This window comes from Exiguobacterium sp. SL-10 (genome assembly GCF_004337025.1).
GTDB lineage: Bacteria > Bacillota > Bacilli > Exiguobacteriales > Exiguobacteriaceae > Exiguobacterium.
In genome coordinates this window covers 44,636-70,078 of the sequence record NZ_SJUP01000007.1, presented here as the reverse complement: position 1 = coordinate 70,078, position 25,443 = coordinate 44,636, and the positions used below count along the sequence as shown (strand labels likewise).

The 25,443-nt window shown below is 53.0% G+C and carries 30 protein-coding genes; 21 read left to right on the top strand and 9 right to left on the bottom strand.

The features are described from left to right. Positions 1-18: 18 nt before the first annotated feature. From EVJ33_RS09515 to EVJ33_RS09485, 7 genes are all read left to right on the top strand, one after another. Positions 19-447, top strand: coding sequence for a BrxA/BrxB family bacilliredoxin (locus EVJ33_RS09515; RefSeq protein ID WP_034777946.1), 429 nt, complete (start codon positions 19-21; stop codon positions 445-447). Positions 448-502: 55 nt separating this feature from the next. Then, positions 503-844 carry a DUF952 domain-containing protein gene (locus EVJ33_RS09510; protein WP_131436566.1) on the top strand — a complete coding sequence of 114 codons (342 nt, stop codon included), beginning with the start codon at positions 503-505 and terminating at the stop codon, positions 842-844. 183 nt (positions 845-1,027) lie between these two features. Then, positions 1,028-1,816, top strand: coding sequence for a transporter substrate-binding domain-containing protein (locus tag EVJ33_RS09505; protein WP_131436564.1), 789 nt, complete (start codon positions 1,028-1,030; stop codon positions 1,814-1,816). A 56-nt stretch (positions 1,817-1,872) separates the two neighbouring features. After that, positions 1,873-2,532 (top strand): amino acid ABC transporter permease, encoded by a 660-nt coding sequence (locus EVJ33_RS09500; protein ID WP_131436562.1) that lies wholly within the window; start codon positions 1,873-1,875, stop codon positions 2,530-2,532. Continuing rightward, a complete protein-coding gene (locus EVJ33_RS09495) occupies positions 2,529-3,251 on the top strand; it encodes an amino acid ABC transporter ATP-binding protein (RefSeq protein WP_131436560.1) in 723 nt (240 codons plus the stop codon). The genes EVJ33_RS09500 and EVJ33_RS09495 overlap by 4 nt, the downstream gene beginning before the upstream one ends. A gap of 39 nt (positions 3,252-3,290) precedes the next feature. Then, positions 3,291-3,965, top strand: a complete 675-nt coding sequence (locus EVJ33_RS09490) for a metal-dependent hydrolase (protein ID WP_131436558.1) — start codon at positions 3,291-3,293, stop codon at positions 3,963-3,965. 2 nt (positions 3,966-3,967) lie between these two features. Continuing rightward, positions 3,968-4,552 (top strand): HD domain-containing protein, encoded by a 585-nt coding sequence (locus EVJ33_RS09485; RefSeq protein WP_236634589.1) that lies wholly within the window; start codon positions 3,968-3,970, stop codon positions 4,550-4,552. 32 nt (positions 4,553-4,584) lie between these two features. On the opposite strand, the gene fadH is transcribed toward EVJ33_RS09485, so the two are convergent. Together fadH and EVJ33_RS09475 are read right to left on the bottom strand one after the other, a co-directional pair. Continuing rightward, positions 4,585-5,349 carry a 2,4-dienoyl-CoA reductase gene (fadH, locus tag EVJ33_RS09480; RefSeq protein ID WP_131436554.1) on the bottom strand — a complete coding sequence of 255 codons (765 nt, stop codon included), beginning with the start codon at positions 5,347-5,349 and terminating at the stop codon, positions 4,585-4,587. A gap of 92 nt (positions 5,350-5,441) precedes the next feature. After that, a complete protein-coding gene (locus EVJ33_RS09475) occupies positions 5,442-6,521 on the bottom strand; it encodes an N-acetylglucosaminidase (RefSeq protein ID WP_236634594.1) in 1,080 nt (359 codons plus the stop codon). Positions 6,522-6,588: 67 nt separating this feature from the next. Here EVJ33_RS09475 and EVJ33_RS09470 point away from each other — a divergent pair, with 67 nt between their 5' ends. Both EVJ33_RS09470 and EVJ33_RS09465 read left to right on the top strand, forming a co-directional pair. Continuing rightward, positions 6,589-7,578, top strand: a complete 990-nt coding sequence (locus tag EVJ33_RS09470) for an aromatic acid exporter family protein (protein ID WP_131436550.1) — start codon at positions 6,589-6,591, stop codon at positions 7,576-7,578. A 179-nt stretch (positions 7,579-7,757) separates the two neighbouring features. After that, positions 7,758-8,888, top strand: coding sequence for a M20/M25/M40 family metallo-hydrolase (locus tag EVJ33_RS09465; protein ID WP_131436548.1), 1,131 nt, complete (start codon positions 7,758-7,760; stop codon positions 8,886-8,888). Between the two features lie 44 nt (positions 8,889-8,932). On the opposite strand, the gene EVJ33_RS15555 is transcribed toward EVJ33_RS09465, so the two are convergent. The 3 genes from EVJ33_RS15555 to EVJ33_RS15620 form a co-directional block, all read right to left on the bottom strand. Next, positions 8,933-9,106: a hypothetical protein gene (locus tag EVJ33_RS15555; RefSeq protein WP_167491781.1), complete on the bottom strand. Its 174-nt coding sequence runs from the start codon at positions 9,104-9,106 to the stop codon at positions 8,933-8,935. A 272-nt stretch (positions 9,107-9,378) separates the two neighbouring features. Then, a complete protein-coding gene (locus EVJ33_RS15625) occupies positions 9,379-9,924 on the bottom strand; it encodes a transposase (RefSeq protein ID WP_236634588.1) in 546 nt (181 codons plus the stop codon). Positions 9,925-9,972: 48 nt separating this feature from the next. After that, positions 9,973-10,200: a hypothetical protein gene (locus EVJ33_RS15620; RefSeq protein WP_236634587.1), complete on the bottom strand. Its 228-nt coding sequence runs from the start codon at positions 10,198-10,200 to the stop codon at positions 9,973-9,975. A gap of 294 nt (positions 10,201-10,494) precedes the next feature. Between EVJ33_RS15620 and rnz the strand changes: the two genes are divergently transcribed. The 7 genes from rnz to EVJ33_RS09425 are packed head-to-tail and all read left to right on the top strand — an operon-like array spanning position 10,495 to position 15,150. Further along, complete coding sequence (rnz, locus tag EVJ33_RS09455; RefSeq protein ID WP_131436546.1) at positions 10,495-11,400, top strand: ribonuclease Z; 906 nt, start codon at positions 10,495-10,497, stop codon at positions 11,398-11,400. A 1-nt stretch (position 11,401) separates the two neighbouring features. Beyond that, entirely contained in the window at positions 11,402-12,292 is an 891-nt protein-coding gene (locus tag EVJ33_RS09450) for a hypothetical protein (RefSeq protein WP_131436544.1), read from the top strand. Next, a complete protein-coding gene (locus EVJ33_RS09445) occupies positions 12,289-12,699 on the top strand; it encodes a DUF4430 domain-containing protein (protein ID WP_131436542.1) in 411 nt (136 codons plus the stop codon). The genes EVJ33_RS09450 and EVJ33_RS09445 overlap by 4 nt, the downstream gene beginning before the upstream one ends. Then, positions 12,677-13,345, top strand: a complete 669-nt coding sequence (locus EVJ33_RS09440; RefSeq protein ID WP_131436540.1) for a hypothetical protein — start codon at positions 12,677-12,679, stop codon at positions 13,343-13,345. Before EVJ33_RS09445 ends, EVJ33_RS09440 begins: the two co-directional genes overlap by 23 nt. Continuing rightward, on the top strand, positions 13,314-14,276 hold the full coding sequence (locus EVJ33_RS09435) for an ATP-binding cassette domain-containing protein (protein ID WP_131436538.1): 963 nt from the start codon (positions 13,314-13,316) through the stop codon (positions 14,274-14,276). Before EVJ33_RS09440 ends, EVJ33_RS09435 begins: the two co-directional genes overlap by 32 nt. Further along, on the top strand, positions 14,249-14,794 hold the full coding sequence (locus EVJ33_RS09430) for a hypothetical protein (RefSeq protein ID WP_131436536.1): 546 nt from the start codon (positions 14,249-14,251) through the stop codon (positions 14,792-14,794). The genes EVJ33_RS09435 and EVJ33_RS09430 overlap by 28 nt, the downstream gene beginning before the upstream one ends. A gap of 35 nt (positions 14,795-14,829) precedes the next feature. Continuing rightward, entirely contained in the window at positions 14,830-15,150 is a 321-nt protein-coding gene (locus EVJ33_RS09425; RefSeq protein WP_131436534.1) for a hypothetical protein, read from the top strand. A 69-nt stretch (positions 15,151-15,219) separates the two neighbouring features. Here EVJ33_RS09425 and EVJ33_RS09420 read toward each other — a convergent pair whose 3' ends face one another. Then, positions 15,220-16,014, bottom strand: coding sequence for an SDR family NAD(P)-dependent oxidoreductase (locus EVJ33_RS09420; RefSeq protein ID WP_236634586.1), 795 nt, complete (start codon positions 16,012-16,014; stop codon positions 15,220-15,222). Between the two features lie 150 nt (positions 16,015-16,164). On the opposite strand from EVJ33_RS09420, the gene EVJ33_RS09415 reads away from it, so the two are divergent. The 3 genes from EVJ33_RS09415 to EVJ33_RS09405 all read left to right on the top strand — a co-directional run bounded on the left by EVJ33_RS09415 (position 16,165) and on the right by EVJ33_RS09405 (position 19,798). Further along, positions 16,165-17,067, top strand: coding sequence for a peptidase U32 family protein (locus EVJ33_RS09415; protein WP_131436531.1), 903 nt, complete (start codon positions 16,165-16,167; stop codon positions 17,065-17,067). Positions 17,068-17,077: 10 nt separating this feature from the next. Then, the gene (locus EVJ33_RS09410; RefSeq protein WP_131436529.1) at positions 17,078-18,331 is read left to right on the top strand and encodes a peptidase U32 family protein; all 1,254 of its coding nucleotides are present in this window, start codon (positions 17,078-17,080) and stop codon (positions 18,329-18,331) included. 81 nt (positions 18,332-18,412) lie between these two features. Then, on the top strand, positions 18,413-19,798 hold the full coding sequence (locus EVJ33_RS09405) for an MATE family efflux transporter (protein ID WP_131436527.1): 1,386 nt from the start codon (positions 18,413-18,415) through the stop codon (positions 19,796-19,798). On the opposite strand, the gene EVJ33_RS09400 is transcribed toward EVJ33_RS09405, so the two are convergent. Further along, on the bottom strand, positions 19,793-20,662 hold the full coding sequence (locus EVJ33_RS09400; RefSeq protein ID WP_131436525.1) for a DMT family transporter: 870 nt from the start codon (positions 20,660-20,662) through the stop codon (positions 19,793-19,795). The two genes, EVJ33_RS09405 and EVJ33_RS09400, sit on opposite strands and share 6 nt — an antisense overlap. Before the next feature lie 126 nt (positions 20,663-20,788). Between EVJ33_RS09400 and EVJ33_RS09395 the strand changes: the two genes are divergently transcribed. Further along, positions 20,789-22,918, top strand: coding sequence for a DNA topoisomerase III (locus EVJ33_RS09395; RefSeq protein WP_131436523.1), 2,130 nt, complete (start codon positions 20,789-20,791; stop codon positions 22,916-22,918). Positions 22,919-22,947: 29 nt separating this feature from the next. Here the strand turns inward: EVJ33_RS09395 and ytzI are convergent, their stop codons facing one another. Beyond that, complete coding sequence (gene ytzI, locus EVJ33_RS09390; protein WP_131436521.1) at positions 22,948-23,115, bottom strand: YtzI protein; 168 nt, start codon at positions 23,113-23,115, stop codon at positions 22,948-22,950. A 161-nt stretch (positions 23,116-23,276) separates the two neighbouring features. On the opposite strand from ytzI, the gene EVJ33_RS09385 reads away from it, so the two are divergent. Beyond that, positions 23,277-24,389 carry a PP2C family protein-serine/threonine phosphatase gene (locus EVJ33_RS09385; RefSeq protein WP_131436519.1) on the top strand — a complete coding sequence of 371 codons (1,113 nt, stop codon included), beginning with the start codon at positions 23,277-23,279 and terminating at the stop codon, positions 24,387-24,389. A gap of 39 nt (positions 24,390-24,428) precedes the next feature. Here EVJ33_RS09385 and EVJ33_RS09380 read toward each other — a convergent pair whose 3' ends face one another. Continuing rightward, entirely contained in the window at positions 24,429-25,364 is a 936-nt protein-coding gene (locus EVJ33_RS09380) for a magnesium transporter CorA family protein (RefSeq protein ID WP_131436517.1), read from the bottom strand. Positions 25,365-25,443 lie beyond the last annotated feature (79 nt).

Sequence of the window (25,443 nt, the reverse complement as noted above, 5' to 3'; positions counted from 1 at the left end):
GTCGAAAGGGGAAACAATATGGATTTTCAATTATACTTTCAAGATGTAGTCGAACAAGCTCGCAATGAGGTACGCGCTGCAGGGTACACAGAACTCACGACACCGGAAGAAGTCGACGCGGCGTTAACGAAAGAAGGCAAAACGCTCGTGCTCGTCAACTCGGTATGTGGCTGTGCTGGTGGCATCGCTCGTCCGGCAGCAGCGTACGTGAATAAGATGGAAGGCGTCAAACCGGACCAGTTCGTGACTGTGTTCGCTGGTCAAGACCGTGAAGCGACTGACCGCGCCCGTGAATACTTCGAAGGTTACGCCCCGTCGTCACCATCGATCGCGCTGTTAGAAGACGGCAATATCGTCACGATGGTCGAACGGAGCACGATCGAGTCATCGACGGCCGAGGAGCTCGTCGAGCAGTTACAGACGTTGTTCGATATTTACTACGCCTAAGAAGTGAGCGCAGAGGCCTGGCCTTTGCGCTTTTCCTTAAGAAGGGAACGATGAGATGGAACCAGTCGTCAAAATCATGAGCGAGGCCGAATATACGATCGCCTTGTCGCGTGGTGAGATCAATGAACCGACCCTCCAGACGGAAGGGTATATTCGTTGTTGCACCCCGCAACAAATCGGTAAATTCGTGCGTCGGCACTATCATGGACAGCGAGTCGTGCTCGTCTCGTTCCATGTCGGACGTCTCGGCAGCCTGCTCCACTACGAGTTTGAGGAGGACGGGGAACGCTACCCCCACGTGTATAGCACCATCCCGATCGCGTCGGTCAAACGGGTGCAACCCTATGGCTCTCGCGACAACGGTACGGTCACTTATTTTGCTTACGAGCGAATGTGACCGTATTTTTTTATGTTTTATGCATGAATATACTTTACAAGTAATAATTATGTGTATATAGTGGTTGAAGAACAAGTCGGACATATGATGAGTCGAAGAACAGTTGAGCACCATTCACATATATGTCATAATTTTGTTAAAGTTCTGATAATTTCATCCTATGTGAAGAAAGGGACGATGAAGATGAAAAAAGGTTTTCTAGCATTATGTATCGCGAGTCTCGCCGCTTTTACGGTAGCTTGCGGGGCAGACGTGAACGAAGGAGGCACTACGTCGACCGACGAGGAGGATAAGGTCATCGTCATGGGCACGAGTGCGGACTACTTCCCATATGAGTTCGTCGATACGGCAAACGGCGATGAGATCGTCGGTTTCGATATCGATATCGCCAAGCAAGTGGCTGAAAACATGGGTTATGAATTAAAAATTGAAGATATGGACTTCGGTAGCCTGCTCGGAGCGCTCAACGCCGGTCGAGTTGACTTCGTCATGGCGGGTATGACGCCGACGGAAGAACGGAAAGAGAACGCTGATTTCTCAGACATCTACTTTACGGCGAAAAACTTGATCTTATCAAAAGGGGATGCCATCCAGACGCTTGAAGATTTGGACGGGAAGCAAGTCGGGGTCCAACTTGGTTCAATCCAAGAAGGGATCGCCAAAGAACAAATCCCGGGCGCAGAAGTTGTCGCCTTGAACAAAATCCCGGAAATCATCCAGGAAATCAAGACTGGTCGGATCGATGCGATGGTCATCGAGGACACGGTCGCGAAGAAATATCTTGATCAAGACAGCGAACTCACGACATTTGAAATCGTCGACGAGGAAGAGGCCGGTTCTGCCGCCGCCTTCCGTAAGGACGATGAACTCCGCGATCAATTCAACGAAGAATTGAACAAGATGATCGACTCAGGAGAAATCGAGAAGTTGGCTCAAAAATGGTTCGAACAAGAAGCAGCACCAGCTGAATAAAGATTGGAGAAGGCTGACTGAAAACATCAGTCAGCCTTTTTTAGGAGGAACTCACAATGGATTTTAGTCGGATTTATGATTCTATCCCGTATATTCTCGAAGGGATCCCGGTCATGTTTCAAGTCGTGCTCGTCTCGGCATTGTTCGGGGTCACGCTCGGGATCGTCGTTGCCACATTCAAAATCGTCCCGAACCGTCTCGTCAATTTTATCGGGCACGCCTATACGGCCGTGTTCCGTGGGACACCGCTCATCTTGCAACTCGCGATCATCCATTTCGGGTTGCCACAGTTGACTGGTTTCATCACGACACCGTACCAATCGGCTGTCATCGCCTTCTCACTCAATTCGGCAGCCTACATCTCGGAAATCATTCGGGCCGGGATTCAAGCAGTCGATAAAGGACAGTGGGAAGCATCGGACGCGCTAGGTGTTCCGTACGTCAAACAACTGCGGTCAATCATCTTACCGCAGGCGTTCAAAAACATCTTGCCGGCCCTCGTCAATGAGATGATCACGCTCACGAAAGAATCAGCGCTCGTCTCGACGGTCGGCGTACTCGACATCATGCGCCGGGCGCAAATCGTCGGTGGGCAAAAGGCAATCTACTTTGAACCGCTCCTGTTTGCCGGTGTGATATACTTTACAATAGTGATGGTGTTGACGTATCTTGGTCAACGTCTAGAAAAACGGCTTAGAAAGAGTGATGGCAGATGATACAAGTAAACGATTTATACAAACAATTCGGAGACCTCGAAGTACTCAAAGGCATAACGACATCGATTGAGAAAGGGGAAGTCGTCGCCGTCATCGGTCCGTCTGGTTCCGGTAAGTCGACATTCCTCCGTTGTTTGAACATGCTCGAGGTGCCGACAAGCGGTACGGTCAGCGTCGACGGCTATGAGTTGACGAAGAAAGGCGCCAATGTCTCGAAAGCACGACAAAATATCGGGATGGTGTTTCAACAGTTCAACTTGTTCCCGCATATGAACGTGCTCGACAACTTGACGTACGCACCAATCAATGTGTTGAAAGTGAGCAAGGCCGAGGCGATCGAACGGGCGAAAAAGCTCCTCGAACGCGTCGGATTATCAGAGAAGATTGATGCCTACCCGAGTCAATTGTCGGGCGGACAAAAGCAACGTGTCGCCATCGCCCGGGCGCTCGCCATGGAGCCGAACGTCATGTTGTTCGATGAGCCGACGTCAGCGCTCGACCCGGAAATGGTCAACGAAGTGCTCGACGTCATGAAAGGACTCGCCGATTCTGGGATGACGATGGTCGTCGTCACGCACGAGATGGGCTTTGCCCGCGAAGTGGCGGACCGCGTCCTCTTCCTCGACGAAGGCATCTTGATGGAGGAAGGCAAACCGGCCGACCTGCTCCTCAATCCACAAACCGACCGTGCGAAACGCTTCTTAGAAAAAGTCTTATAAGTGAAACGTTCCATCTGATATCAGAAAGGGAGGATTTCGATGAAGATCACATACTATGGCCACGCGACCGTACAACTCGATCTCGACGGGACGTCCGTCTTGATCGACCCGTTCCTGACGAGCAACCCGCATACAGACGTCAATCCGGCGAGCATCAAAGCAGATTATATCCTGCTTACCCACGCTCATTTTGATCATATCGAAGACGTCGAATTGATTGCGAAACAGACGGGTGCAACGATCGTCGCGACGCACGAACTGGCAACATACTATGAGAAGAAAGGCTTTTCGGTGCACGGCATGAATATCGGGGGCGGACATTCGTTTCCGTTCGGCCGTGTCACGATGACGCAGGCGTTCCACAGCTCGAGTCTTGATATGGGAGACGTCCCGGTCTATATGGGCATGCCGGGCGGGTTCATCATCGAGACGAATGCGCTCACGGTGTATCACGCCGGGGACACGGCACTATTCTCAGATATGAAACTATACGGTGAACGCTTCGAGATTGACGTCGCCTTCCTTCCGATCGGAGACAATTTCACGATGGGGCCGACCGACGCGCTCGATGCGGCGCACTGGCTTCAAGCGAAACGAGTCGTCCCAATCCATTTCGATACGTTCCCGCCGATCAAACAAGACGCCCGGGCGTTCTGCGATCAATTGCATCAACGCGGTCTCTTGATCGAGCCGAATACGACGATTGAGATTTGATGTTGCATCCAGCAATACTCGAAACTGAACGGTACGTGGCGAAGCTGCATGGCGGAGACCATACCGGCCACGACATGGCCCATCTCGACCGTGTCCGCCGTTTGACGACGCATCTCGCGGAAGGAGAGGCGGTCGACGGTCTCGCTTTGACGCTTGCTGCACTCTTACATGATGTCGAGGATGAGAAGCTCGGTCGTGACAAAGGTCTCGTCGCAAGTCATCTCGACACGTTGACACTCGATCCCGATCAACGGGCTCACATTCTGACGATGATTGAAGAGGCGTCCTTTTCAAAAGGACGATCCCCGTCGTCACGCGAGAGCGCGATGTTGCAAGACGCCGACCGGCTCGACGCGATCGGGGCAATCGGCATCGCCCGGACGTTCCAATTTGCCGGCGCACGGGGCAATAGCCTCCACGGCGAAGATGACCCGAAAAGCGCGGTCGCTCACTTCGAGGAGAAGTTGCTCCGGCTCGCGAATCAAATGCATACGGAGCGGGCGAGACGAATCGCCCGGGACCGCCACGCGTTCATGGTTACTTTTTTGGACCGGTTCGAAGCGGAATGGACGGGGCAAGACATATGAAACGGCCGAGGAATCCCTCGGCCGTTTTTTGGTTAGAATGGATGTTTATTGAGCCAATGGCCGCCGTCGAGCGAGATACATTCTCCGTTCAAATAGCGCATCTCGTCCGACGCCATCCAAAAGGCGAGGTCGGCAATCTCTTCCGGTGTCCCGAACCGTCCGAGCGGCACATTACGGCGGATGCGTTCGACTTCCTTGACGTGGACGGCGAGCTTGTCGGCTCCACCTGTTCGCTCGATTGGACCTGGACTGATCGCGTTCACGCGTGCCCCGAACTGATACCCCCATTCAACGGCGAGTGTGCGCGTCAAATTGAGCACACCGGCTTTGGCGGCAGCACTTGGTGCCACACCGGCCCCCGCTTGCCAGGCGTAGGAGGCGACCATATTGATGATCGAGCCGTCACGCAGTTGCTCCCGTTCCCAATGCTTGCCGAGCGCATGGGTGCAGTTGAACGTCCCGTTCAAGACGATATCGATGACGCTCGTCCAGCCGTTTGGCGTCAAGTCGAGCATCGGGCAGACGAAGTTGCCAGCCGCGTTGTTGACGAGCGCATGCACCGATCCGAACCGTTCACTGATTTGGTCGAGTGCTTGCGTGCACGCCTCATAGTCGCGCACATCGTGCTGGACGGCGATGGCTGCTCCGGCCCCGATGGCCTCGAGCTCACCCATCGCTTCTTGCAGCCGTTCCTCGTTCCGGCCGCTGATGGCGACGTTCCACCCTTCTGTCTTGAATTTTAGCGCCATCGCTTTGCCCATCCCCGATGAGCCGCCCGTGATCCAAATCGTTTTCATACAAATCCCCCTTTGAAATGAATGGTCGTTCATTTAGGTATTCGCTCAGCGAAGGGGGGATTCCTGCAAAAAAATGACGGCCGCTTGGGCCGTCATTGGAGCTGTTTTAAATAAGACAATCCAAGGTCGCGGTCGATGCGATACATCGTCCCGGCGACTTTCTCGCCCCAGTACGGGTCCGAGGCGTAAAAGACGTTGACGCCTTCTTGTTTATTGCCAGGGAACGGTCCCCGCTCATAGGCGCCTGTTACGTACTTTTCGGCGAATAGTCGCGCCGCCGCATCGATGCTCGCCTCGACGGATGGGTAAGAGGCCGCATTTCCGCTCGGATCGTTGTCGGTTGCTTGGAAGCCGAACAAGTTATTTTTTTCCCGGGCGATGGCAGACGTACCGAAACCGGACTCGTGTCCGGCTACCGCCATGAGGAACAAGGCGTTGATGCCGAATTCGGCCTCGGCGTCCTTGAAGGCGTCGCCTTTCCCAGCAAGCGGGCTATCGTCGAGTGATTCGAGGAACTCGTCGAGCTCGCGAGCCGAATACGGTGCCTTCGACGCGATTGAAGCGAATTGATACGGCGAATCGAACACGTCGCGTACGTCTTCCGTGTAATAGCGGTCGGACGACTGTTGCGGCGCCGGTCCGACGAGAAACGTCCCGGCCAAATTGCCGTTCGCCTCGACGGTATGGAACACTTGTCCGTCCTGCATCTGATAGAAGCCGCGCCGCTCGACGACGGCGTCCGGGTAAAGCGTCATGTCGGCCGGCTTCACGTAGACGTCGGCCCCAGAGATATTTACCAACAAATGCTTGTCGCCCGTCTGCATGAGACGGAGACGTGTTCCACCGGCGACATAGGACTGCCGTTTCTTAAACTCGGCGTCCTGATATAGGTTTGTGATTCGGTCGGTCGGGGTGACCGCGATGCCGGTGCCCGTGAAATCGATGACGTCGCCTGACGCATCGAGTAGGGCGCGGTTGCCCCCGCGTTCCATGTAGGCGCGCGCCTCATCGAGCGATTCGAACGTCCGGGTCGAGACGTCCCCGTTGTCATAGGTCTGAACGGTATACGACCCGCTCGGACGGTCTTGGAGCCATAGGAAACCTAAAACGGCGAGGGCGAGCGTGAGCAGCGTGGGAATCACGCCACGTTTTTTTCTTTTCAATACGATCACTTCCAAACATATGGATTGCCAAACGGAAGAAACTAGTGAACAATTTTGTGAGAGAGGAGGAGATTTTATGAAAATCGGATCACGTACGCTCAAGACGGCAGCAGCAGCTGGAATCGCCATGCTCATCTCCGAGACGATTCATCTCGATTACTACGTCTTCGCAGCTATCATTGCCATCCTCAGTATTCAGGAGACACGGAAAAAGTCGTTTCGGGCTTCCTATGAGCGGGTCATGGCCAGCCTGATTGCGATCGGCATGGGGGCATTGATGTTCACCTTGCTCGGTTATTCACCGGCGACGCTCACACTTTATTTTGTCATGTTCATCCCGCTTGTTCAACAACTCAAACTGCAGGACGGCATGATCACGAGTGTCGTCATCTTGACTCATTTGTATACGGAAGGACGGTTCTCGTTCGATTTGTTCGTGAACGAGCTGTTATTGATCGCTATCGGCGTCGGGGTCGGGCTCGTCGTCAACATGTATATGCCGACACTCGATAAAGAAATCGAACGCATCAAGGACAACATCGACCGCGCCCTCGCTGTCCATTTTTATGACGTGGCGGCCTGTGTCGAGACGGGCGTCTATAACGACCATTCGATGATGCTGTTGAAGACGCGGGATTATTTGAAACAAGGGAAAGACCTCGCGCTCCGTCGGATGGGGAACTCGATTGGGAAGCGGAACGAAGACATGGACTACTTGTATTTCCGGATGCGGGAACGGCAGTATGACATCTTGAAGCGCATCGCCGAGAACTCCCGTGAGATCACGATGGTCGTCAATGAGGCCAAACCGGTGGCGACGTTCCTCCGACGTGTCGGGGATAATGTCAATCCACGGGCCGATGCTTCGACGTTCTTGAGGGAGCTTGAGGAGACCATCGACCATTATCGAAAAAACGTACCTCTCCCCACGTCACGTGAGGAATTTGAGGTACGTTCGTCGCTACTAAATATTTTGTCGGACGTGAAGAGCTACTTGATTTTGAAAGAGCGGTATATCCTGTTGTTACAGGAACATGGCCACCCCGGACAAAAACGTGCTCAATAAAAAGATGGATACGATGACGACGACACCGATTTGAATGATGCGTTGGCGCTTTTTCTGTTTCTTACTCATGACGTTCCTCCAAATGTGTTTGTCCTCATTGTACAGAATGGAAAAGGTTCGTGCAAACGGCACGAGTTTGTTATAATAACCTAGAAATGTTTGGATGGAGGGATGTTTTCATGGTAAACGAGAAACGAGTGCTTGACACATTTTTACAACTGGTCGGGATCGATTCAGAGACGAAAGAAGAAGCAGTCATCTGTGAGCATTTAAAGGCGGTCTTCACAGAGCTCGGATGCGACGTCTATGAAGACGATGCGTCGACGAAAACGGCTCATTCAGGTAACAACTTGATCATCACGCTACCGGCGACAAAACAAGGCGTCGACCCGATTTATTTCACGGCGCATATGGATACGGTCACACCAGGTAAAGCGATCAAGACGAGTATTCAAGACGGTTACGTCGTGACGGATGGGACGACCATTCTCGGGGCGGATGATAAAACCGGTTTGACGGCGATGGTCGAACTCGTTCGCGTATTGACGGAACAAGCGATTCCGCACGGTCAAATCCAGTTCGTCATCACGGTCGGCGAAGAATCAGGTCTCGTCGGGGCGAAAGTACTCGACCTCTCGAAAATTGACGCGAAGTTCGGGTTCGCGCTCGATTCGGACGGTCCGGTCGGCGACATTATCGTCGCAGCTCCGACTCAGGCGAAAGTGAACGCTAGAATTTACGGTAAGACGGCACACGCCGGTGTCGCTCCTGAAAAAGGGGTCTCGGCCATTCAAATTGCTGCGAAGGCGATTGCGAAGATGAAGCTCGGACGGATCGATGACGAGACGACTGCGAATATCGGACGTTTCGAGGGCGGTCGTGCCACGAACATCGTCTGTGATTACGTCGAGGTGCTTGCTGAAGCGCGATCGCTCATCCATGAGAAAATGGAAGCCCAAGCCGAGTCGATGAAACAAGCTTACATGGAGGCGGCAGCTACACATGGTGGCCGGGCCGAAGTCGACATCGACATTATGTATCCAGGCTTCAAGTTTGAAGAAGGGGACGAAGTCGTCGAAGTCGCGAAAGCGGCGGCTGCGGCTATCGGACGTCCGACCCGTATTTTACATTCAGGCGGTGGTTCAGACGCGAACGTCATCGCTGGGGGCGGGATTCCGACCGTCAACCTCGCTGTCGGTTATGAAGAGATTCATACGACGAACGAGCGGATGCCTCTTGTCGAGCTATACAAGTTGGTTGAATATGTCGTTCAAATTGTCGAGCACGTCGCGGCATCGAAAACGAAATGAAAAAGAGCCGACGTGATGTCGGCTCTTCCTATGTGTTCGCGTGATTATGCGGCGAACTCCAACGATTCCAAGACGAGTTCGTCTGAACAGTGAAGTTCCATCGCTATGTCGTGAATGTGGATTGAGGTGCCTAGTTCTTGTTGGTGTTTGCGATTCATTGAAGTCGCCCGTTCCCGGATCAGTTCATAGATCGAATCGGAATGTTCAACTTTATTCATCACGGATCACATCCTTTATCAACGATTGCCTACAGTATAGCATGGAATGGACTAGTAGAAAGGACAATATTATTTGTCAACAACCCACCACTTAACGAACTGACAGTCCGTTTGAAGCGGGGGCTTGCGTCCGTCGAGTCCTCGACGGCGCCTCTACCCTCGTAGAGTACGGTTACGCTCGTTCCTGCCCGGTAGTGCGGACGGCGCTCGTGCACCTCCTACCTTCGCGTGGCGGAACATCGGGACGGTCGACCTCGCCCCTGCCACGGGAGTCATGCTCCCGTGGCACCTGCACCGATGTGTTCGATGCCTTTCCGGTACAGGTTCATCGCGCGCACCTTCTCTGTGGCGGCACGGATACCGGTCAGGTCCTCCAGCACGAACAACGTGCTTCTCGGATGCCGGTAGACGAGTGCCTTCGTGACCTGATGGTTCACATCGGTCACATAACGGTTTTCTCTCGAGCCGAGCTGTCTCAGCCGCTTGCGGGCCGACGGGGTCTGCCGTCGTTGCAGCTGTTTGCGGGTGGCTTTGAACGTGCCTCGCTTGTGTTTGACTGTATGCCCGTCGTAAAAGGTGGTCTCGCCCTGGCTGTCGTACGTGACCGCCAGGAAGTTGATGCCGAGGTCCACGCCGACGACGTTGGTAATATGGGCGTCGTCGAGTTCGGGGAACGCCTTCGTCACGGGGATGTGCAGGAACCATTTCCCGTGTTTGTGCACCAGTTTGGCCGTGCCGAACCGCCACGTCCCGTTGAAGTACCGTCTCATGCCCTTGCGCGCATAGTCCAGCTTGATCCGGCCGTCCAGCGTGTTCACGCTGAACCGGTCCCGGGTGAGCGAATAGTCGCGATTCCAGACGAGGTCTTACTCGGGGCGCTTGAACTCGACCCGGGACCACGCGTGCCCGTTCGACCTCGCCGACTTGTACCGTGCTACCACCGTCTTCATGACCGACTGGGCCATCTGGCTCTTCAGGCCGAAGCGTTGGCGGATCTCGGCATAGTGCGAGTCGTTGAGACTCGCCTGATCCAGGTCCCTCGTCTCGAAGACGTGTCCCGACAGCCAGTCACAGGCCGACCGGTACGCGTCCATCGTTGCCCTCAGAGTAGCGGCTTGAGAGTCTTGGATGTAGATTTGTATTTTTGCAGTGATAGTGGACAACGTGTTCACCACCTTTCAATGGGAGTAGTATTATTTTCCCGTCATGAATGGTTTAAAAACTAAGTTGTAGGAGGGAGGAGGCAAGGTAGGAGCCGGGGATCGATGGCGGTGCCGTTCATGGGGTCGGACGTGCCCGATTCGACCCCGGCGGCAATTCCTCCCCCCACTTATCGTCGGGCTGTGCCCGGGACACGATTGAAGTAGGGGTATCCTTGCCGATTAAAGATGAAGTTACAATTTTTAGGAACCGGATCTGGCATGCCCTCGAAACAGCGGAACGTTTCTGGTCTGGCGCTCACGCTTTCGAAACAGACGTGGCTCATCGATTGCGGGGAAGCAACTCAGCACCAAATGCTCCACACGAAAATCAAACCGCGCAAAGTCTCAGCCGTTTGGGTGACCCACCTCCACGGTGACCATGTGTTCGGCCTGCCCGGTTTCTTGTCGACGCGTTCAGCGCTCGATGGATCGAGTCCGCTCACGTTATACGGCCCGAAGGGAATCAAGAAGTGGCTCGAGTTGACGATGAAAGTGACCGGGTCGTATCTCGGTTATGACTTGACGATTGTGGAGTATGAGGACGGCGATACGTTCGAACAGGACGGTCATCTTGTCACGGTTAAAAAACTGGAACATCGTTTCCCGTCGTACGGCTTTCGGATCGAGGCACCTGAACGGCCGGGAGCGCTTCTCGTCGATAAAGTGAAGGCGCTCGGGATTCCGAGCGGTCCGATTTATCGGACAATTAAGCAGGAAGAGACGTTCGAGTTTGAAGGGAAAACCTATCTGTCTAAAGAATACGTCACAGAAGCGGTCCGTGGACCAATCGTGGCGATTCTTGGGGACACGGTCCCATGTCCGAACGCCGTCTCCCTCGCCGAAGGGGTTGATGTGCTCGTCCACGAAGCGACGTTCATGCACGGAGAGGCAAAGCTCGCCCGTCAATACGGTCACTCCACGACGGTCGAGGCGGCGACGCTCGCGAAGACGGTTCAAGCCGACTGCTTGATCGTCACCCATATCTCGGCCCGCTATCAAGGGCGGGATGATGAATTTTTAGATGAAGTCCGGACCGTGTTCGAACATTGCTTAGTCGCCAATGACTTCTTCGAGTATACAGTGGGGGATTAACGTGACGATACAACTATACGTATGGCTTGGTTTTTTTGTCATTAGTACGTTGCTAGGTTTACGCTTGAATCAACTGAAAGAACCCGAACCGAACTTTTTCTTTAAATTTTTATTTTTCTCTTTACTCGGAATCGTGTCGTTTCCGATTGGAGGGTTCCACATCCCAATCGGTTTTCTCATGTCATTCTTATTTTTCCCGAAACGGAACAGTCGCTATAAATGGTATGGCGCCCTCGTCGGTTTCTTTTTCTTCATTGTTCTTTTGTTCGTCCCATTGTTTGATCAATCTGAGTTTCGGGCGGAGTCGCAACAAATCGGGGCGGTGTCGATTCAAGACGAGACGTTTGACCGGATGACGGACAATATTTTGCGCCGCATCAATAGCGATTCAATCAAGCTCGATCGGAGCAAAATCGTGTTTACTGAGTCCGGTGATTTGCGCTCTCTCGAGTATTTACTCATGGTCGAGCGCGCGAACTCGTTTCAACAGATTCGAATCAACTATGACGAGTCTGGAGAGCTGACATATCGCCAAGTCGACGAGCTGAATACGGATTCTGGTGGAGCGTTTTTCGAGAAGCTGGTCGACTTTGAACACATGCTTGATGCCGTACGTGAAACGCCTTGGTCAGAATTTGCGGACCGAGTCGATGCACCGCTTCTCCAATTCTCGTTTGACGGTCTCTACGACATGTACACGTTCGAGAACGAGTCGATGCTGATGATCAATCGAGACCGCAGGCTCGTCAAGTTCTGGTTGCAACGCGAACCTGTGCTCGCGAACAGCATCCAATTATCGGGACTGACACGAGAGGGCCGAACGACGGGTGAAAAATATACGATTCTTTACAATTATTCTATCCATCAACGAGAGGATTTGACCGACCAATGAAAAAACTATTCCTGATGAGTTTACTCGTCCCACTTTTGACCGCATGCGGCGGGGAACAATCGACAAACGGAAATGCAGCTTGTGACGTCGAACCGACGATTTCCGTATATGATGCTTCGACCGAGGAGACGTTATTCAATGAGAAGAGCGTCTGTTTAGAGGACGGGGCGACGGTACTCGATGCCCTCGAAGCGACCGAACTCGACATCGAATCGGTCGGCAGCGGGGAAATGACATATGTGACGGGAATCGACGGTATCGAAGAGAAGTCGGCCGGTCAAGCGTCAGGCTGGGTTTACGCCTTTAATGGAAGCCCGGGCGACGAAGGCGCCGGGGCCAAAGAAGTCGAATCGACCGATATCATTCAATGGCGTTTCGAAGAAGATGCGATTTCTTTCTTCGAATGAGGCAGATTGGGAGCGCAGACATCCGGTCACGCTCCTTTTTTTCTTAGTGGCCCATCTGTATATTTTGACATACTTGAATGACTCGTCCTGGTTCCTGTTTGGACTTGTCGTCTTGTTGCTCCTCGAACGGCGGTTTCCGCTGGCGATGCTCGGTGTATTGGCTGCGTTCGTGCTAATCTCGTTAGCACCGATTGTTTTCGGGTGGAACGTTTCTCTCAAGGGGATCACGAATCAATTGATTCCATTATCCGCATTTTTGTTCGGCATGATCTGGGTGAACCGGTTCATGCGCCTCGAGCGCTTATTGCCGTTCTTGAACAAATGGCCGCGCTCGACACGATTGCTCTATGGAGGATGGGCGCTCGTCCCGACGATGGAACGGGCGGTCCGTTTATCGTTGGCCAGTCATCCGCGACGTGACTGGCAAGAGGCCGTCGTCGTTGGCATCGACAGCCAACGCCTCGAGCCGGTATATGTGACGAATCGGATGAGACGCTTCGAACGACATGACTGGGTCCAATGCCTCGTCCTCACTGGTTTCGGGGCGACAGCGGTTATGGTCACACCGGTCGTTTGGTTACTATATCCATATTTGACGAAGGGAGGGGTGCGCGATGCGTTGGTTATCCTTGGCAGACGGACATGAAGAATTCGAGGAGTGGGTGAGGGAAGAACAAGCGCGAGTCGTTCGCCTCGACACCCCGCTTGCCGGAAAAGTCGCATCGCTCATTTCTGGGAGTGATGCCCTGCGAGGAGCCGAACTGGCTGCTCTTCTCCAAATCGATCATCTGTTTCATAAGCGATTCGACGAGTGCTCAAGTGGGGAACGGCAACTCGTCCGCATCGCTCACGCACTCGCCGATTCATCCGAGGCGCTCGTCTTGATTGAACCGTTTCAACATTTGGATCGGTTTCGGGTCGAGCACTTGACGATGTTGCTCAACAGGTTGACCGGGCTCGGCGTTCGAATTGCATACACGGACAGGGCGCGCGAACATACCCCGTCCGACGCGTTTCACGTCAATCCGACCATGAGTCAGCCCCAACTTGTCGTGACGGACGTGTCCTATCGCCATCCGTTGCAGGCTTCCTATGCGGTCGAGCATGTATCCTACGAGGCGAAGCAGGCGGGACTGACCATCTGTATCGGAACGAACGGGAGCGGGAAATCGACGTTGCTCGAATTGATTGCCAAAAGCGTGCGTCCCTTGTATGGGAAGGTCAAATGGGCCGAGCGGCCGGTTTATTTACCGGCCGAGCAAGAGTACGGTCCGTTCCCGCATGCGGCGAATCGTCGCGTCGCTCAACTGCAGGCCGTCTTTGCCTCCGAAGCTTCGCTGTTCTTGTTGGATGAGCCAAGCGTGGGCTTGACCGAGCAAGAGCGCTCTCAGTTTGAACGAGCGTTAACCGAGAAAGCTGTGACGGCACATGTTTTGTGTGCGACACATGATGAGCAATTGATTCGGGCGGCAGACCGAATCCTTTGCCTGTCGAACGGGGCACTCGTCTTCGATGGAAATCGCAGCGACTATATGAAACGGAGTGCGTTATGGTCACATATGTCATCGTCCTCTTGATTGCAGCGGGAGTCATGTCGAGGTTCGAACGAATTGACGTCCCAATTGCCGTCTTGACGCAAATTCTCGCCCTCGCGGTCATCGGTCGCTGGCTGTTCGTGGCCATACCGAATGTGCAACCGTCGACGGCACTGCTCATGCTGACGGCCCTTTATTTTGGATTTACGAGTGCGGCGATGTTGGCATTGTTCGTCCCGATTTTATCAGGTCTATTGCTTGGGATCGGTCCGTTCGTCCTCTTTCAATTTTTAGGATGGCTGATCGTCGTGGCCGTCGTCACGTTCCTGAAGCCGCTGCTAAGGCGCTCCAGGTTGTTTCTTGCCGTAGTTGGTCTCGGGGCTGGTTATTTGTTCGGTTGGACGGCAAACTTGTCCTTCGCCGAAGTGATCGGGGTCGACTTCGTCAAATTGCTCGTACTCAGTTTGCCGTTCGATACGGCTCATGGCATCGGAAATGCCGTCTTTCTTGTCTTGTTGCATGACCTGTTCATCCGCATATTTGTACGAGAAGACGGGTAATTAATAGGTATCACACCGAGTGAGGTGACGCGTGCATGAGCGGATACGTCAATCTAGTTGAAATCGGTTGGTTCCTTTTCATTGGACTGTTGTTTATGGGACTCAATTTATTGTTGATGTCCCGTCGTCTCATTCGAACGCGCTACGGGATGCTGAGCATTCTCGGAGCGAGTGTATGGCCTGCGCTGATGATTGTCCTGTCCGTCCAAGGGGGACGCGTCCTAGACGGACTGACCGAACAAGCGGTCACGCTCGAGAGCGTGTTGTCTTGGGCGGTCGTCGTGGCGACGGTTCTGATGGTGTGTATCCCAGCTGTTTCGCTGATTCGACGAATGGTTGGGTTGGCCAGGAATTGAGATTTCAATACATGTGAAAGGAGGAGGTCCCACATCGGGAACCTCCTCCTTTCTTGTAGAATCTGGTCGTCAGGCCGTCGGTACATCTTCTGCCCCGGCGTCCGACGGTTTTTGGAACCGTCGTAAAATTTCTAAGCTGACCGCCCGTGGCATGAGTTTGGCCGCAGCGACGAGCAACTGATTGGAAACACCAGGAACGATCACGCGCTTGTTGTTCATGACGCCCTTGTATCCGAAGTAGGCGACAAGGTGAGACGGCATTTTCGACACCATCATTTCACTTCCGGCCCGATTGAAGAAGCCGGTATCGGTTGGACCAGGGCAAAGGACACTCACGTTCACGCCTGTCCCTTTCACTTCGGCATGGAGTGCCTCCGTTAGCGATAATACGTACGCTTTCGTCGCGTAATAAACAGCCATGTAAGGACCGGGCTGGAATGCGGCGACTGAGGCGACGTTCAAGACGTAACCGTGATTCCGTTCGACCATGCCTGGTAAATAGGCTTTCGTCAGCTCAGTCAAGGTGTTGACGTTCAAGCGGACCTCTTCTGCCTCGGTCTCGGCGTCGAGGTCGATGAACTCACCGGCTGTCCCGAAACCTGCATTATTGATTAAAAAGTCGACCGTCAGTCCGGCGTCTTCAATCGCGCTCGTCAACCGTTTTGTGGCCTCATGTTCAGATAAGTCAAGCGCGAATACGTGCACATGGACACGGTACCGTTTTTCGAGTACTTTTTTCAATTCGTGCAGACGGGGTTCATTTCGAGAAACAAGAATACAGTCAAATCCGTCACGAGCCGCTAAGACGGCCAGGTCGAGGCCGATCCCAGTCGAGGCTCCTGTAATTAATGCGGTTTTTGTCAAAATCGTCCACTCCTTCGATATAAAAAGTCATACATTGTTACTGATTTCTTCACGAGTTGTTAAATTCCTGCCCGGCCACCACATCAAAACGTGTGCTAGAGTATAGCAAGAATATGTGATTAGACTCACAAAGTGAGGAGAAAAAACGAGATGATGATTCAGCTAGTGACAACGGCACAAAGCGTCGAGCAAGCAGAGGCGCTAATCATGGCGGGCTCCGACCGCATCTATATCGGAGATTCAAAATACGGGCTACGCCACAAAGGTGACTGGTCGCTCACGGCTGTGCGAGAAGTCACAGCCGTCGCCCATCGATACGGCAAAGAAGTGACGGTCGCCGTCAATAATTTGATGCATAATGAGCAAATCGAGACGCTCCCTGAATATTTACAGGCACTCAAAGCAATCGGGGTCGACAGTGTGACGGCCGGTGATCCAGGTGCCATCCGCTTAATCCGTAATGCCAATATCCCCTATTGGTATGATGCTCAAACGCTCGTCACGTCGGCACGCCACATTCAGTTTTGGGGGAAGCGTGATGCCATCGGGGCAATTGCGGCCCGTGAAGTGACGCTGACCGAACTCGGAATGATTCAACAGCAGATCGGGTTGCCGGTCGAGGTGCAAGTGTACGGCCCGACGTGCATCCATCATTCGAAGCGGCCACTCTTGACGAACTATTTCAATGAAATCGGTCGATCGAATGATCAGTCGGAAAACCGCGAGTATTACGTCAGTGAACCGTCGGATGCGGACAGCCGCTATCCAGTTTATGAAGATGAGAACGGCACGCACGTGTTTTCTGAAGATTTGACGCTCATGGGTCAACTTCCTACGCTTTTGAAGGGCGGATTGCACACTTGGAAACTCGAAGGGTGGCACGCGGGAGATGCGTTCGTCGACATCGTCCGCCTGTTCGACAAGGCCCGCTCAGATTTATTGAACGGTCGGTTCGAGCGCCCCGTCATGGAACGATGTCTAGCTGAGCTCCAACCTGAACAGTTCCGGCTCGGGACCGGACTGCTGTTACGAAATCCAGAAGAGATCAAGTGAGGGATCAAAGATGAAAAAACGTCCAGAATTATTAGCACCAGCCGGTAACTTGGAAAAATTGAAGATGGCGATTCTTTATGGGGCCGACGCGGTCTTTATCGGAGGACAACAGTTCGGGCTCCGCTCCCGGGCCGGTAATTTCGGGTACGACGAGATGGCCGAAGGCGTCGCGTTCGCCCATGCGCACGGCGCAAAAGTATACGTCGCGGCGAACATGGTGACGCATGAAGGAGACATCGATGGTGCGGGCGAGTTCTTTTGTACGCTTCGTGACATCGGTATCGATGCCGTCATCGTGTCCGATCCGGCCATGATCGAGGTATGTCTCACGGATGCACCGGGTCTTCCGGTCCACTTGTCGACGCAGGCGTCGGCGACAAACTATGAGACGCTTCGCTTTTGGCAAGAGGAAGGGTTGGAGCGGATTGTCCTCGCACGGGAAGTGTCGATGGAAGAAATCAAAGAGATGAAACGGCAAGTCGATGTCGAAATCGAGACGTTCGTCCACGGGGCGATGTGTATCTCCTATTCGGGACGTTGCACCCTATCGAACCATATGGCGCTCCGCGATGCGAACCGTGGTGGGTGTGCCCAGTCATGTCGTTGGAAGTATGGGTTCTTCGAGGCGGACGAACTGTTAACAGAAAAAATGGTGGAACGAGACGAGGAACCGTTCTCGATGAGCTCGGTCGATTTGGCGATGGTACGCCACATCCCAGACTTGGTCGATGCTGGCGTCGATAGCTTGAAAATCGAGGGACGGATGAAATCGATTCACTATGTGGCCACCGTCTGTAATGTCTATCGTCAAGTCATCGATGCCTACTGTGACGACCCCGAGGGCTTCGCGTTTAATCCGGCTTGGGAAGAAGAGATTTGGAAAGCGGCGCAGCGAGAGCTCGCGACCGGATTTTATTACGGCGTCCCGACCGAGAACGAGCAACTGTTCGGCAAGCCGCGCGCCATCCCGCAATATGCGTTTGCGGCACGCGTCATCTCGTATGAGCCATCGACACAGATGGCGACACTCGAGCAGCGGAACCATTTCCGACGCGGGGAAGAAGTCGAGTTCTTCGGTCCTGGCTGCGTCCGGTTCTCGCAGCGGATTGATGAGTTGTACGATGAATCGGGAGAAAGACTCGAGACGGCGAACCAGGCGATGATGACGGTGCGCGTCAAAGTCGAGCAACCGGTCGCGACCGATTTCATCATGCGCAAGCGAAAAGCCGGCGTTGTGAGTACCCCGGTGCCGAGCCCGGTCTGACACATCCGGCAAGACAACATAGTCGACCGTTCCATCCAATCTTGCTACCCTGTTAACATAGACGACAAAGGGGATGGAAGCATGAATCAAAATACAGAGCAACTTCGAACCGATCCAATCGGACGTTTGCTGTTCAAGCTGTCGTTACCAGCGATGATCGGCATGTTGGTGACGGCGCTCTATAATATCATCGACACGATTTTCGTCGCCCGCGGCATCGGGGCGTCCGCCGTGGCCGCCATTGGGATTGCCTTTCCGATTCAAATGATTCTGATGGCCGTCTCGAGTGCGGTCGGACTAGGCGGGGCCTCGATTAGTTCACGGAAACTTGGCAAAGGTGACGATGCGGGTGCCGCTGTCACATTCTTGAACGTTCTCGTCCTCGTCGGGGTATTCGCCGCCTTCGCGGTCAGTTCCGCGTTTTTTATGTTGGATGAAATTTTGACCGTGTTCGGGGCGACGTCGGCGATTATGGAACTGAGCAGTCAATACTTATCCGTTGTCCTCATCAGCTCACCGTTCTTCATGTTCACACTCGCGGCGAGCGCGATGGTACGGGCCGAAGGACAAGCGCCTTATCAGATGAAAGTGATGCTCACGACCGTCGTCGTCAACTTGGTGACGACACCGCTATTCATCTTCACGTTCGATTGGGGCATTTACGGGGCGGCCTGGTCGACAGCGCTCGCCCAAGTCGTCGGGTCGGTCCTCATGCTTCGGTTCTTCTTCGCGAAAAAAAATCGCCGGACCGAGCTCGACTTCCAATGGCGGAAGTTTCGACTACGGTTCGGCGAGTTAAAAGAGATTATGGCGATTGGGTCGTCCTCATTTATCATGATGGTGTCGCAATCGATTTTATTCGTCGGCGTCAACGTCATGCTCGGGACATACGGTGGGACCGAGGAACTTGCCATCTTTGCGATTATCAATAAATTCATGGCGCTTGTCGGGATGCCGATTATGGGCATCGTCCAGGGCATGCAGCCAATCGTTGGGTATAACTTCGGGGCCAAACAATTCGACCGGATGCGGGAGACGATTTGGACGGCAATGCGGGCTGGAATTGCCATCGCCGTCATCATCTGGTTGACGCTCCAGTTGATTCCGGAACAACTGATGCGCATGTTCACATCTGATGCGAACTTGATTACGGGAGGGGTAACGGCAATCCATGTGTTGTTTGCCGTCTCGTTCCTCCCGAGCGTCCAAATGCTCGTCAACGGCATTTATCAATCGCTTGGGAAAGCCCGCGTCGCGATGTTCTTGTCGCTGTCGCGGCAGACACTCTATACGATTCCGCTCGTCTTCATCTTACCGAATTTCTTCGGCGTGTTCGGTGTCTGGCTCGCGTTCCCAATCGCTGATGCGATGACTTTCCTGACGGCGGTCGGGATGGCGATTTGGGATCGGAAGCTATTGTTCCGACCTGCTGAGGAAGAAGTTGAAGCGAGAGTGACCAATTTATGAACTGACGTCCGTTCTGGTGGAACGGGCGTCTTCTTTTAGGAACAAGTAAATCCCGCCGAGCAAGACGGCCGCGCCGACCCATTGCATCACACCGAGACGCTCCTCGAAAAAGGCGAATCCGAACAGCATGCCCCACAGCGCCTCGCCAAGAATGGTGATGCTGACGACAGTGGCGCTGACGCGAGCGAGCGCATAGTTAAACAAGTTATGCCCTAAAATCGTCGGGAAGAAGGCGAGGGCGAGGAAGTACCACCAGTTGACTGACTCGAAGTCGGTGAACGTCGTCCCACGTATGAGGAGCATGAAGCAGAGAACGAAAGTCGCGACGAGATAGACGCTGAACGAGTATGTATTCGTGTTCATCTCGGTCCGCACCTGTTGACCGACGAGCCAATAGCCGGCGATGAGCAGAGCGGCGATTAACGCGAGCAAGTCCCCGAACAGCGCTTCACGTCCAAGTTGAATATCACCGGCCGCGACAAGCATACCTCCTAAGACAGCGATGAGCGCGAACGCTAAACCTTTCCGGGTCGGATTCTTTTTAAAGATGATGGCGTTCCCGATCAAGACAAAAATCGGGCTCGATGTCACGAACAGCGTCGAACTCGCGACCGTCGTATAATCGAGCGATAAAAACCAAAGCCAAAAGTGAAACGCAAGCAGCGTCCCGCTGAGTAGTAAGGCATACCGCGTCATGAGGCGTGTCCGGATGAGTGACTTGAAATCGACGAACGGCAACAACATCAGACACGTGATCAGCATCCGGTAAAATGCGGCCGTTTCGGCCGGTGCGGACGTCCATTTGACGAACAAGACGCTCGTCGATAAGAAAAAGACGGCAGCGAATAAGATAAGATAAGACAAGAGACATCCCCCTTTGTGTTGTACATACTCTTCTAATGATATTATAGAAGAGATAGAAAAATACATTCTTTCTCGAAAGTGTCGTTCCGACGAGATATTTCGGATGACTGTGAAAGTAGGGATCTTATGAGATTAATCATTGCGGAGAAACCGTCGCAGGCACAAAAGCTGGCTGCGCCGTATCCATCAAAAAAGAAAAAAGACGAGATTGAAATATCTTCTTGTGCCCGTTTCCCAGAAGGTGCCATCGTCGTCTGGGCGGTCGGACATTTATGCGAGCTTCAAGAACCGTCTCATTATAAATCGGAATGGAAATCGTGGAAATATGAGTCGCTTCCGATCGTCCCGGACCGATTCGACTATCGCATCTCGAAAGGCAAATCGAAGCCGTTCCAGACAATCAAGAAGTGGCTGCACGATCGTTCGATTACCGATATCATCATCGCGTCCGATGCGGAGCGAGAAGGGGAAGCCATCGTCCGTCTCATTTTACGGCTCGCTGGTAATCAGAAACCGTTGTCACGTTTATGGATCTCGAGTTTGACGGAACAAGCGGTCGACCGTGGTTTCGCCGAACTGCTACCGGGCGATCAGACCGTCCCGTATTATCATGAGGCAATGAGTCGTGCCTGCGCCGACTGGCTCGTCGGTATGAACGCCTCAAGAGCATATACGACATTGTTGAAGACGATCGGCATCGAGGACGTATTCTCGCTAGGACGTGTCCAGACGCCGACGCTCGCCTTGATCGTCAATCGCGAACGTGAGATCAAACAGTTCGTCCCGGAACCGTTTTTCGAGGTCGAAGCGACGCTCCAAAAAGGGCGGGGCACGTTCAAGGCGAAATACACACTCGGCAAGACGACGAAACTGAAGACGCGTGAACAAGCCGATGCGGTCGTCAGCCGAGCGACCGGGACAGCGACTGTCCGTTCGATCGATAAGGAAGATAAGACGGAGCAGCCGCCGTTTTGGTTCAGTCTATCCGGTTTGCAGGCCGAGGCCGGCAAACGGTTCGGGTTCGGGGCGAAGAAGACACTCGATATTGCCCAGAAGCTGTATACGAAAGGGTGGATTAGTTATCCACGGACGGATTCTAGTTTCGTCACACCAGACGAGGCAACGCTGTTCCCACAGACGAAAGCGCGCCTGTTGAAGTCCGCGGCCTACGCTGGATTGAAAGACGTGTTGACTGAAAACCCGTCCCGAAACAGCCGCTATGTGAACGCGAAAAAGGTCAGTGATCACTACGCGATCATTCCGACCGAGGCGTGTGGCGATGTGACCCGGCTCAGCGGGGACGAAGCGAAGCTGTACGATTTGATTAACCGACGCTTTCTCGCGGCGTTCGCCCCGCCGGCAAAGCTTGAGAAGACGACAATCGACCTCATGGACGGAGACGACCTATATCGGGCGAAAGGGACGGTCGTCGTCAGCCCAGGGTACCGACAAGTTGTCGAGATGAAGTCCAAAGATGTCGAGCTCCCGGTACTCACGGTCGGTGAGGCGTTGACCGAAAAGAAAGTCGAAGTGTTATCGAAACAGACGGAGCCGCCGAAACGATATACGGAAGGGGCACTCATCATGGCGATGAAAGTCGCCGGCAAGCAGCTTGACGATGAGGAACTGATTCATATTATGAAAGAAGTCGAAGGGCTCGGCACCGAGGCGACGCGGGCCAATATTATCGACGGATTGAAGAAGCGAGGTTATGTCGACCTTCAAAAGAAAGAGCTCGTCCCGACCGACAAGGGCCGTCTGTTGATTGATGTGCTCGGTGACAGCATTCTCGCCTCTCCGGCCATGACGGCGAAGTGGGAGAAGCGGCTCCACGAGATTGGACAGGCATCGGCGTCCGCTGCCGAGTTTATCGAACAGGCGAAGAAGATGTCGGTCCATCTCGTCGAGGAAGCGAAGGCACGGGTTGAAGCGGCGAACCCCGAGGGCTATACGATCGAAGCGAGACGTTTTGGCAAGAAGTCAGCGGCAAGGCCAAAGGCCGCCTCGTTCGGCGTCTGTCCGAGTTGCGGCAAGGGACTCGTCGAACATCCGAAGTTCATCGGCTGTAGCGGCTACCGCGAAGGCTGCAAGTTCACGATGTCGAAACAAGTGCTCGGTGTCGGAATCGCGAAAGATGAACTGAAACAGATGATTAACGGTGGTCAGTCAAACGTGCATACGTTCAAAAAAGGGGACAAGACGTTCGACGCCAAGCTCTATCTTGAGAAAGGAGCGCTCCGGTTCGAATTTATATAAAAATAAGAGCCATCCGTCGGGGATGGCTCTTATTTTTTCTGCTGTTCATCTTCGGTGATGCGTCGGTTAATCTCCTCGTAATCGAGCACGATGTCGTCTTTGTTGTCTTTATAGGCATAGCCCTTTTGAATGACGACGATTGAGGCGATCAAGACGAGCAAGATGATCAAACCACTCACAGCGAATATCCATCCCATGTTGCATTCCTCACTTTCTTATTTCTAGTATGCCAAAAACGGAAGGGATTCTCCATCTTTCGGGTACTTCGAACTGTCACAGCTTTGAAATACTTAATGATGCGATTAGATATGATACAATAATATACAGAAAAACACTGACAGAGAAGGTAGGGATGACTATGGCGATTCTGATTGTGGACGACGAACCGGTGAACACGATGGTTCTCGAACAATTACTGCATCAACATGATTATGAGACGATTTCGGTCTCGAGTGGTGAGGATGCGCTCGCACTTCTGATGGATCCACAAGCCCCGTCGCTATATGATCTCGTCCTGCTTGATGTCGAGATGCCAGGAATCTCTGGAATCGAGACGTGCAAACGAATTCGTCAAATGACAGGTTACGAGGAATTGCCCGTGATCATGGTATCTGGTCGGACCGAAGAAAAACAGATTGCAGAAGGACTCGACGCCGAGGCGTCTGACTATACGACGAAACCGATTAAAATCACGGAACTGCTCGCGCGAATCCGTTCGGCGCTTCGTTACAAAGCAGCCGTTGATGAACGGAAAAAATATGAGGCACGGCTTCAATATGACCTTGACCTCGCGCAAAAAATTCAACAAAGCGCATTGACTCCACCAATCAGCAATGATGAGATAGACGTCCGTGCTTTATATTTGCCGTCTAAAAAACTGGCCGGGGATATGTATGCCTGGTTCCAGGTCGCGCCTGACCGCTACGGCGTCATCATCTTTGATGTGATGGGGCACGGCGTGTCGTCGGCGTTGATTACGATGGGAATCCGTTCGATTTTACCGGGTCTCGTCGGCAATGTGCAATATCCGGTCGATGTCATGACGGAGCTGAATCGCCAGATGACGTTCTTGTTCTCAGGCGACGACATGCAGAGCTACTTCACGGCCGTATACTGCTATATCGATACGTCAAAGCGTCAAATCGAGTTCGTCAACGCCGGGCATCCGCCTGTCATCGTGACGTCTAAAACAGGTGTAACCCGCCTCGAGACGACCGGGGTACCGGTCGGTATGTTTGAAGAGCCGAACTATGAGTCGAACGTGGTGGATATCGAACCGGGCATGACGATGCATATGTATACGGACGGATTGATGGAATGTTACAGCAAAGATATCGATGACGGTATTCGTTGGCTTGAGAAGGACATCGCGTCCTATGGCCTTGACTACGCGCGTCACGTCGCGGAACAACTCGTCCCGAAAATCGAGATTGACGATGACCTCTGTCTCGTCACGGTCAAATTGATGTGAAAAAGATGGTGTCGCCCGTTGTGGCGACACCATCTTTTTTTAAAAATAACGCTTACGCCATAAGATATAAAAGGCGAGGCTTGAGAATCCGACCATCATCGCGAGCGCGATCACGAATCCGATCGACTGGCCTTCCCAAGGGACTTGGACGTTCATCCCGAATATCCCGGAAATCATCGTCGGGATACTGAGCACGATTGTGATTGAGGCCAAAAATTTCATGACGAAGTTGACGTTGTTCGAGATGATCGAACCGAAGGCGTCCATCTTGATGCTGATGATATCGTTATAAATCGACGCCATCTCCATCGCCTGGCGATGCTCGACAAAAACATCTTCGAGCAACTCTTCATCTTCTTCGTGCTTCTCGAGACTCGGTGTCTTGACGATCCGATCGAGGACGCTATCGTTCGCTTTAAGTGAGGTCATGAAATAAACGAGCGACTTCTGTAAGTTCATCAATTGAAAGATTTCCTGATTTCGCATCGAACGTTGCAACTCTTGTTCGAGCTCGTCCATGCGTCGATCGATTTGGCGAAGAAAACGCAAGTACGTCATGCTGACTCGGTGCAAAATCTGGAAGACGAACCGGCTCCGATAGTTTGTCCGGAACAAACGGGCTTTTCCGTTGGCGAACAAGTTGAGCACGTCGAGGTCACGTGAACAGACAGTGATGAAATGTCGTCCGGTGACGATAATACCGAGTGGAATCGTGTTATAGGCACGTCCTGTGTCATCTTCTTCGACGTACGGGACGTCGATAATCATAAGGAGTCCCTCATCATCTTTTTCAAAACGTGGTTTTTCTTCAATATCAAGCGGGTCGTAGACGAAGTCTTCAGGAATGCCGGAGGCGGCGATGACTTGATCGGCCTCATCTTTCGTCGGATTGACGAGTTGAATCCAGCTTCCTTTGTCAAAGTCGTCGATTTCGTCGACACGCCCAGATGCATCGGTACGGTAAATCGTTAGCATAATGTTCCTCCTACCTTAGCTCAACCTAATTATAGGTAGGCGATTGAGAGAGTGCAATCGGAAAAGGAGGAGTTTTTTT

Coding starts and splice junctions, on each gene's coding strand:
- EVJ33_RS09515 (WP_034777946.1), top strand. CDS start 19: ATGGATTTTCAATTATACTTTCAAGATGTAGTCGAACAAGCTCGCAAT.
- EVJ33_RS09510 (WP_131436566.1), top strand. CDS start 503: ATGGAACCAGTCGTCAAAATCATGAGCGAGGCCGAATATACGATCGCC.
- EVJ33_RS09505 (WP_131436564.1), top strand. CDS start 1,028: ATGAAAAAAGGTTTTCTAGCATTATGTATCGCGAGTCTCGCCGCTTTT.
- EVJ33_RS09500 (WP_131436562.1), top strand. CDS start 1,873: ATGGATTTTAGTCGGATTTATGATTCTATCCCGTATATTCTCGAAGGG.
- EVJ33_RS09495 (WP_131436560.1), top strand. CDS start 2,529: ATGATACAAGTAAACGATTTATACAAACAATTCGGAGACCTCGAAGTA.
- EVJ33_RS09490 (WP_131436558.1), top strand. CDS start 3,291: ATGAAGATCACATACTATGGCCACGCGACCGTACAACTCGATCTCGAC.
- fadH (WP_131436554.1), bottom strand. CDS start 5,349: ATGAAAACGATTTGGATCACGGGCGGCTCATCGGGGATGGGCAAAGCG.
- EVJ33_RS09470 (WP_131436550.1), top strand. CDS start 6,589: ATGAAAATCGGATCACGTACGCTCAAGACGGCAGCAGCAGCTGGAATC.
- EVJ33_RS09465 (WP_131436548.1), top strand. CDS start 7,758: ATGGTAAACGAGAAACGAGTGCTTGACACATTTTTACAACTGGTCGGG.
- EVJ33_RS15555 (WP_167491781.1), bottom strand. CDS start 9,106: ATGAATAAAGTTGAACATTCCGATTCGATCTATGAACTGATCCGGGAA.
- EVJ33_RS15620 (WP_236634587.1), bottom strand. CDS start 10,200: ATGGACGCGTACCGGTCGGCCTGTGACTGGCTGTCGGGACACGTCTTC.
- rnz (WP_131436546.1), top strand. CDS start 10,495: ATGAAGTTACAATTTTTAGGAACCGGATCTGGCATGCCCTCGAAACAG.
- EVJ33_RS09445 (WP_131436542.1), top strand. CDS start 12,289: ATGAAAAAACTATTCCTGATGAGTTTACTCGTCCCACTTTTGACCGCA.
- EVJ33_RS09440 (WP_131436540.1), top strand. CDS start 12,677: ATGCGATTTCTTTCTTCGAATGAGGCAGATTGGGAGCGCAGACATCCG.
- EVJ33_RS09435 (WP_131436538.1), top strand. CDS start 13,314: ATGCGTTGGTTATCCTTGGCAGACGGACATGAAGAATTCGAGGAGTGG.
- EVJ33_RS09430 (WP_131436536.1), top strand. CDS start 14,249: ATGGTCACATATGTCATCGTCCTCTTGATTGCAGCGGGAGTCATGTCG.
- EVJ33_RS09425 (WP_131436534.1), top strand. CDS start 14,830: ATGAGCGGATACGTCAATCTAGTTGAAATCGGTTGGTTCCTTTTCATT.
- EVJ33_RS09415 (WP_131436531.1), top strand. CDS start 16,165: ATGATGATTCAGCTAGTGACAACGGCACAAAGCGTCGAGCAAGCAGAG.
- EVJ33_RS09410 (WP_131436529.1), top strand. CDS start 17,078: ATGAAAAAACGTCCAGAATTATTAGCACCAGCCGGTAACTTGGAAAAA.
- EVJ33_RS09405 (WP_131436527.1), top strand. CDS start 18,413: ATGAATCAAAATACAGAGCAACTTCGAACCGATCCAATCGGACGTTTG.
- EVJ33_RS09395 (WP_131436523.1), top strand. CDS start 20,789: ATGAGATTAATCATTGCGGAGAAACCGTCGCAGGCACAAAAGCTGGCT.
- ytzI (WP_131436521.1), bottom strand. CDS start 23,115: ATGGGATGGATATTCGCTGTGAGTGGTTTGATCATCTTGCTCGTCTTG.
- EVJ33_RS09385 (WP_131436519.1), top strand. CDS start 23,277: ATGGCGATTCTGATTGTGGACGACGAACCGGTGAACACGATGGTTCTC.
- EVJ33_RS09380 (WP_131436517.1), bottom strand. CDS start 25,364: ATGCTAACGATTTACCGTACCGATGCATCTGGGCGTGTCGACGAAATC.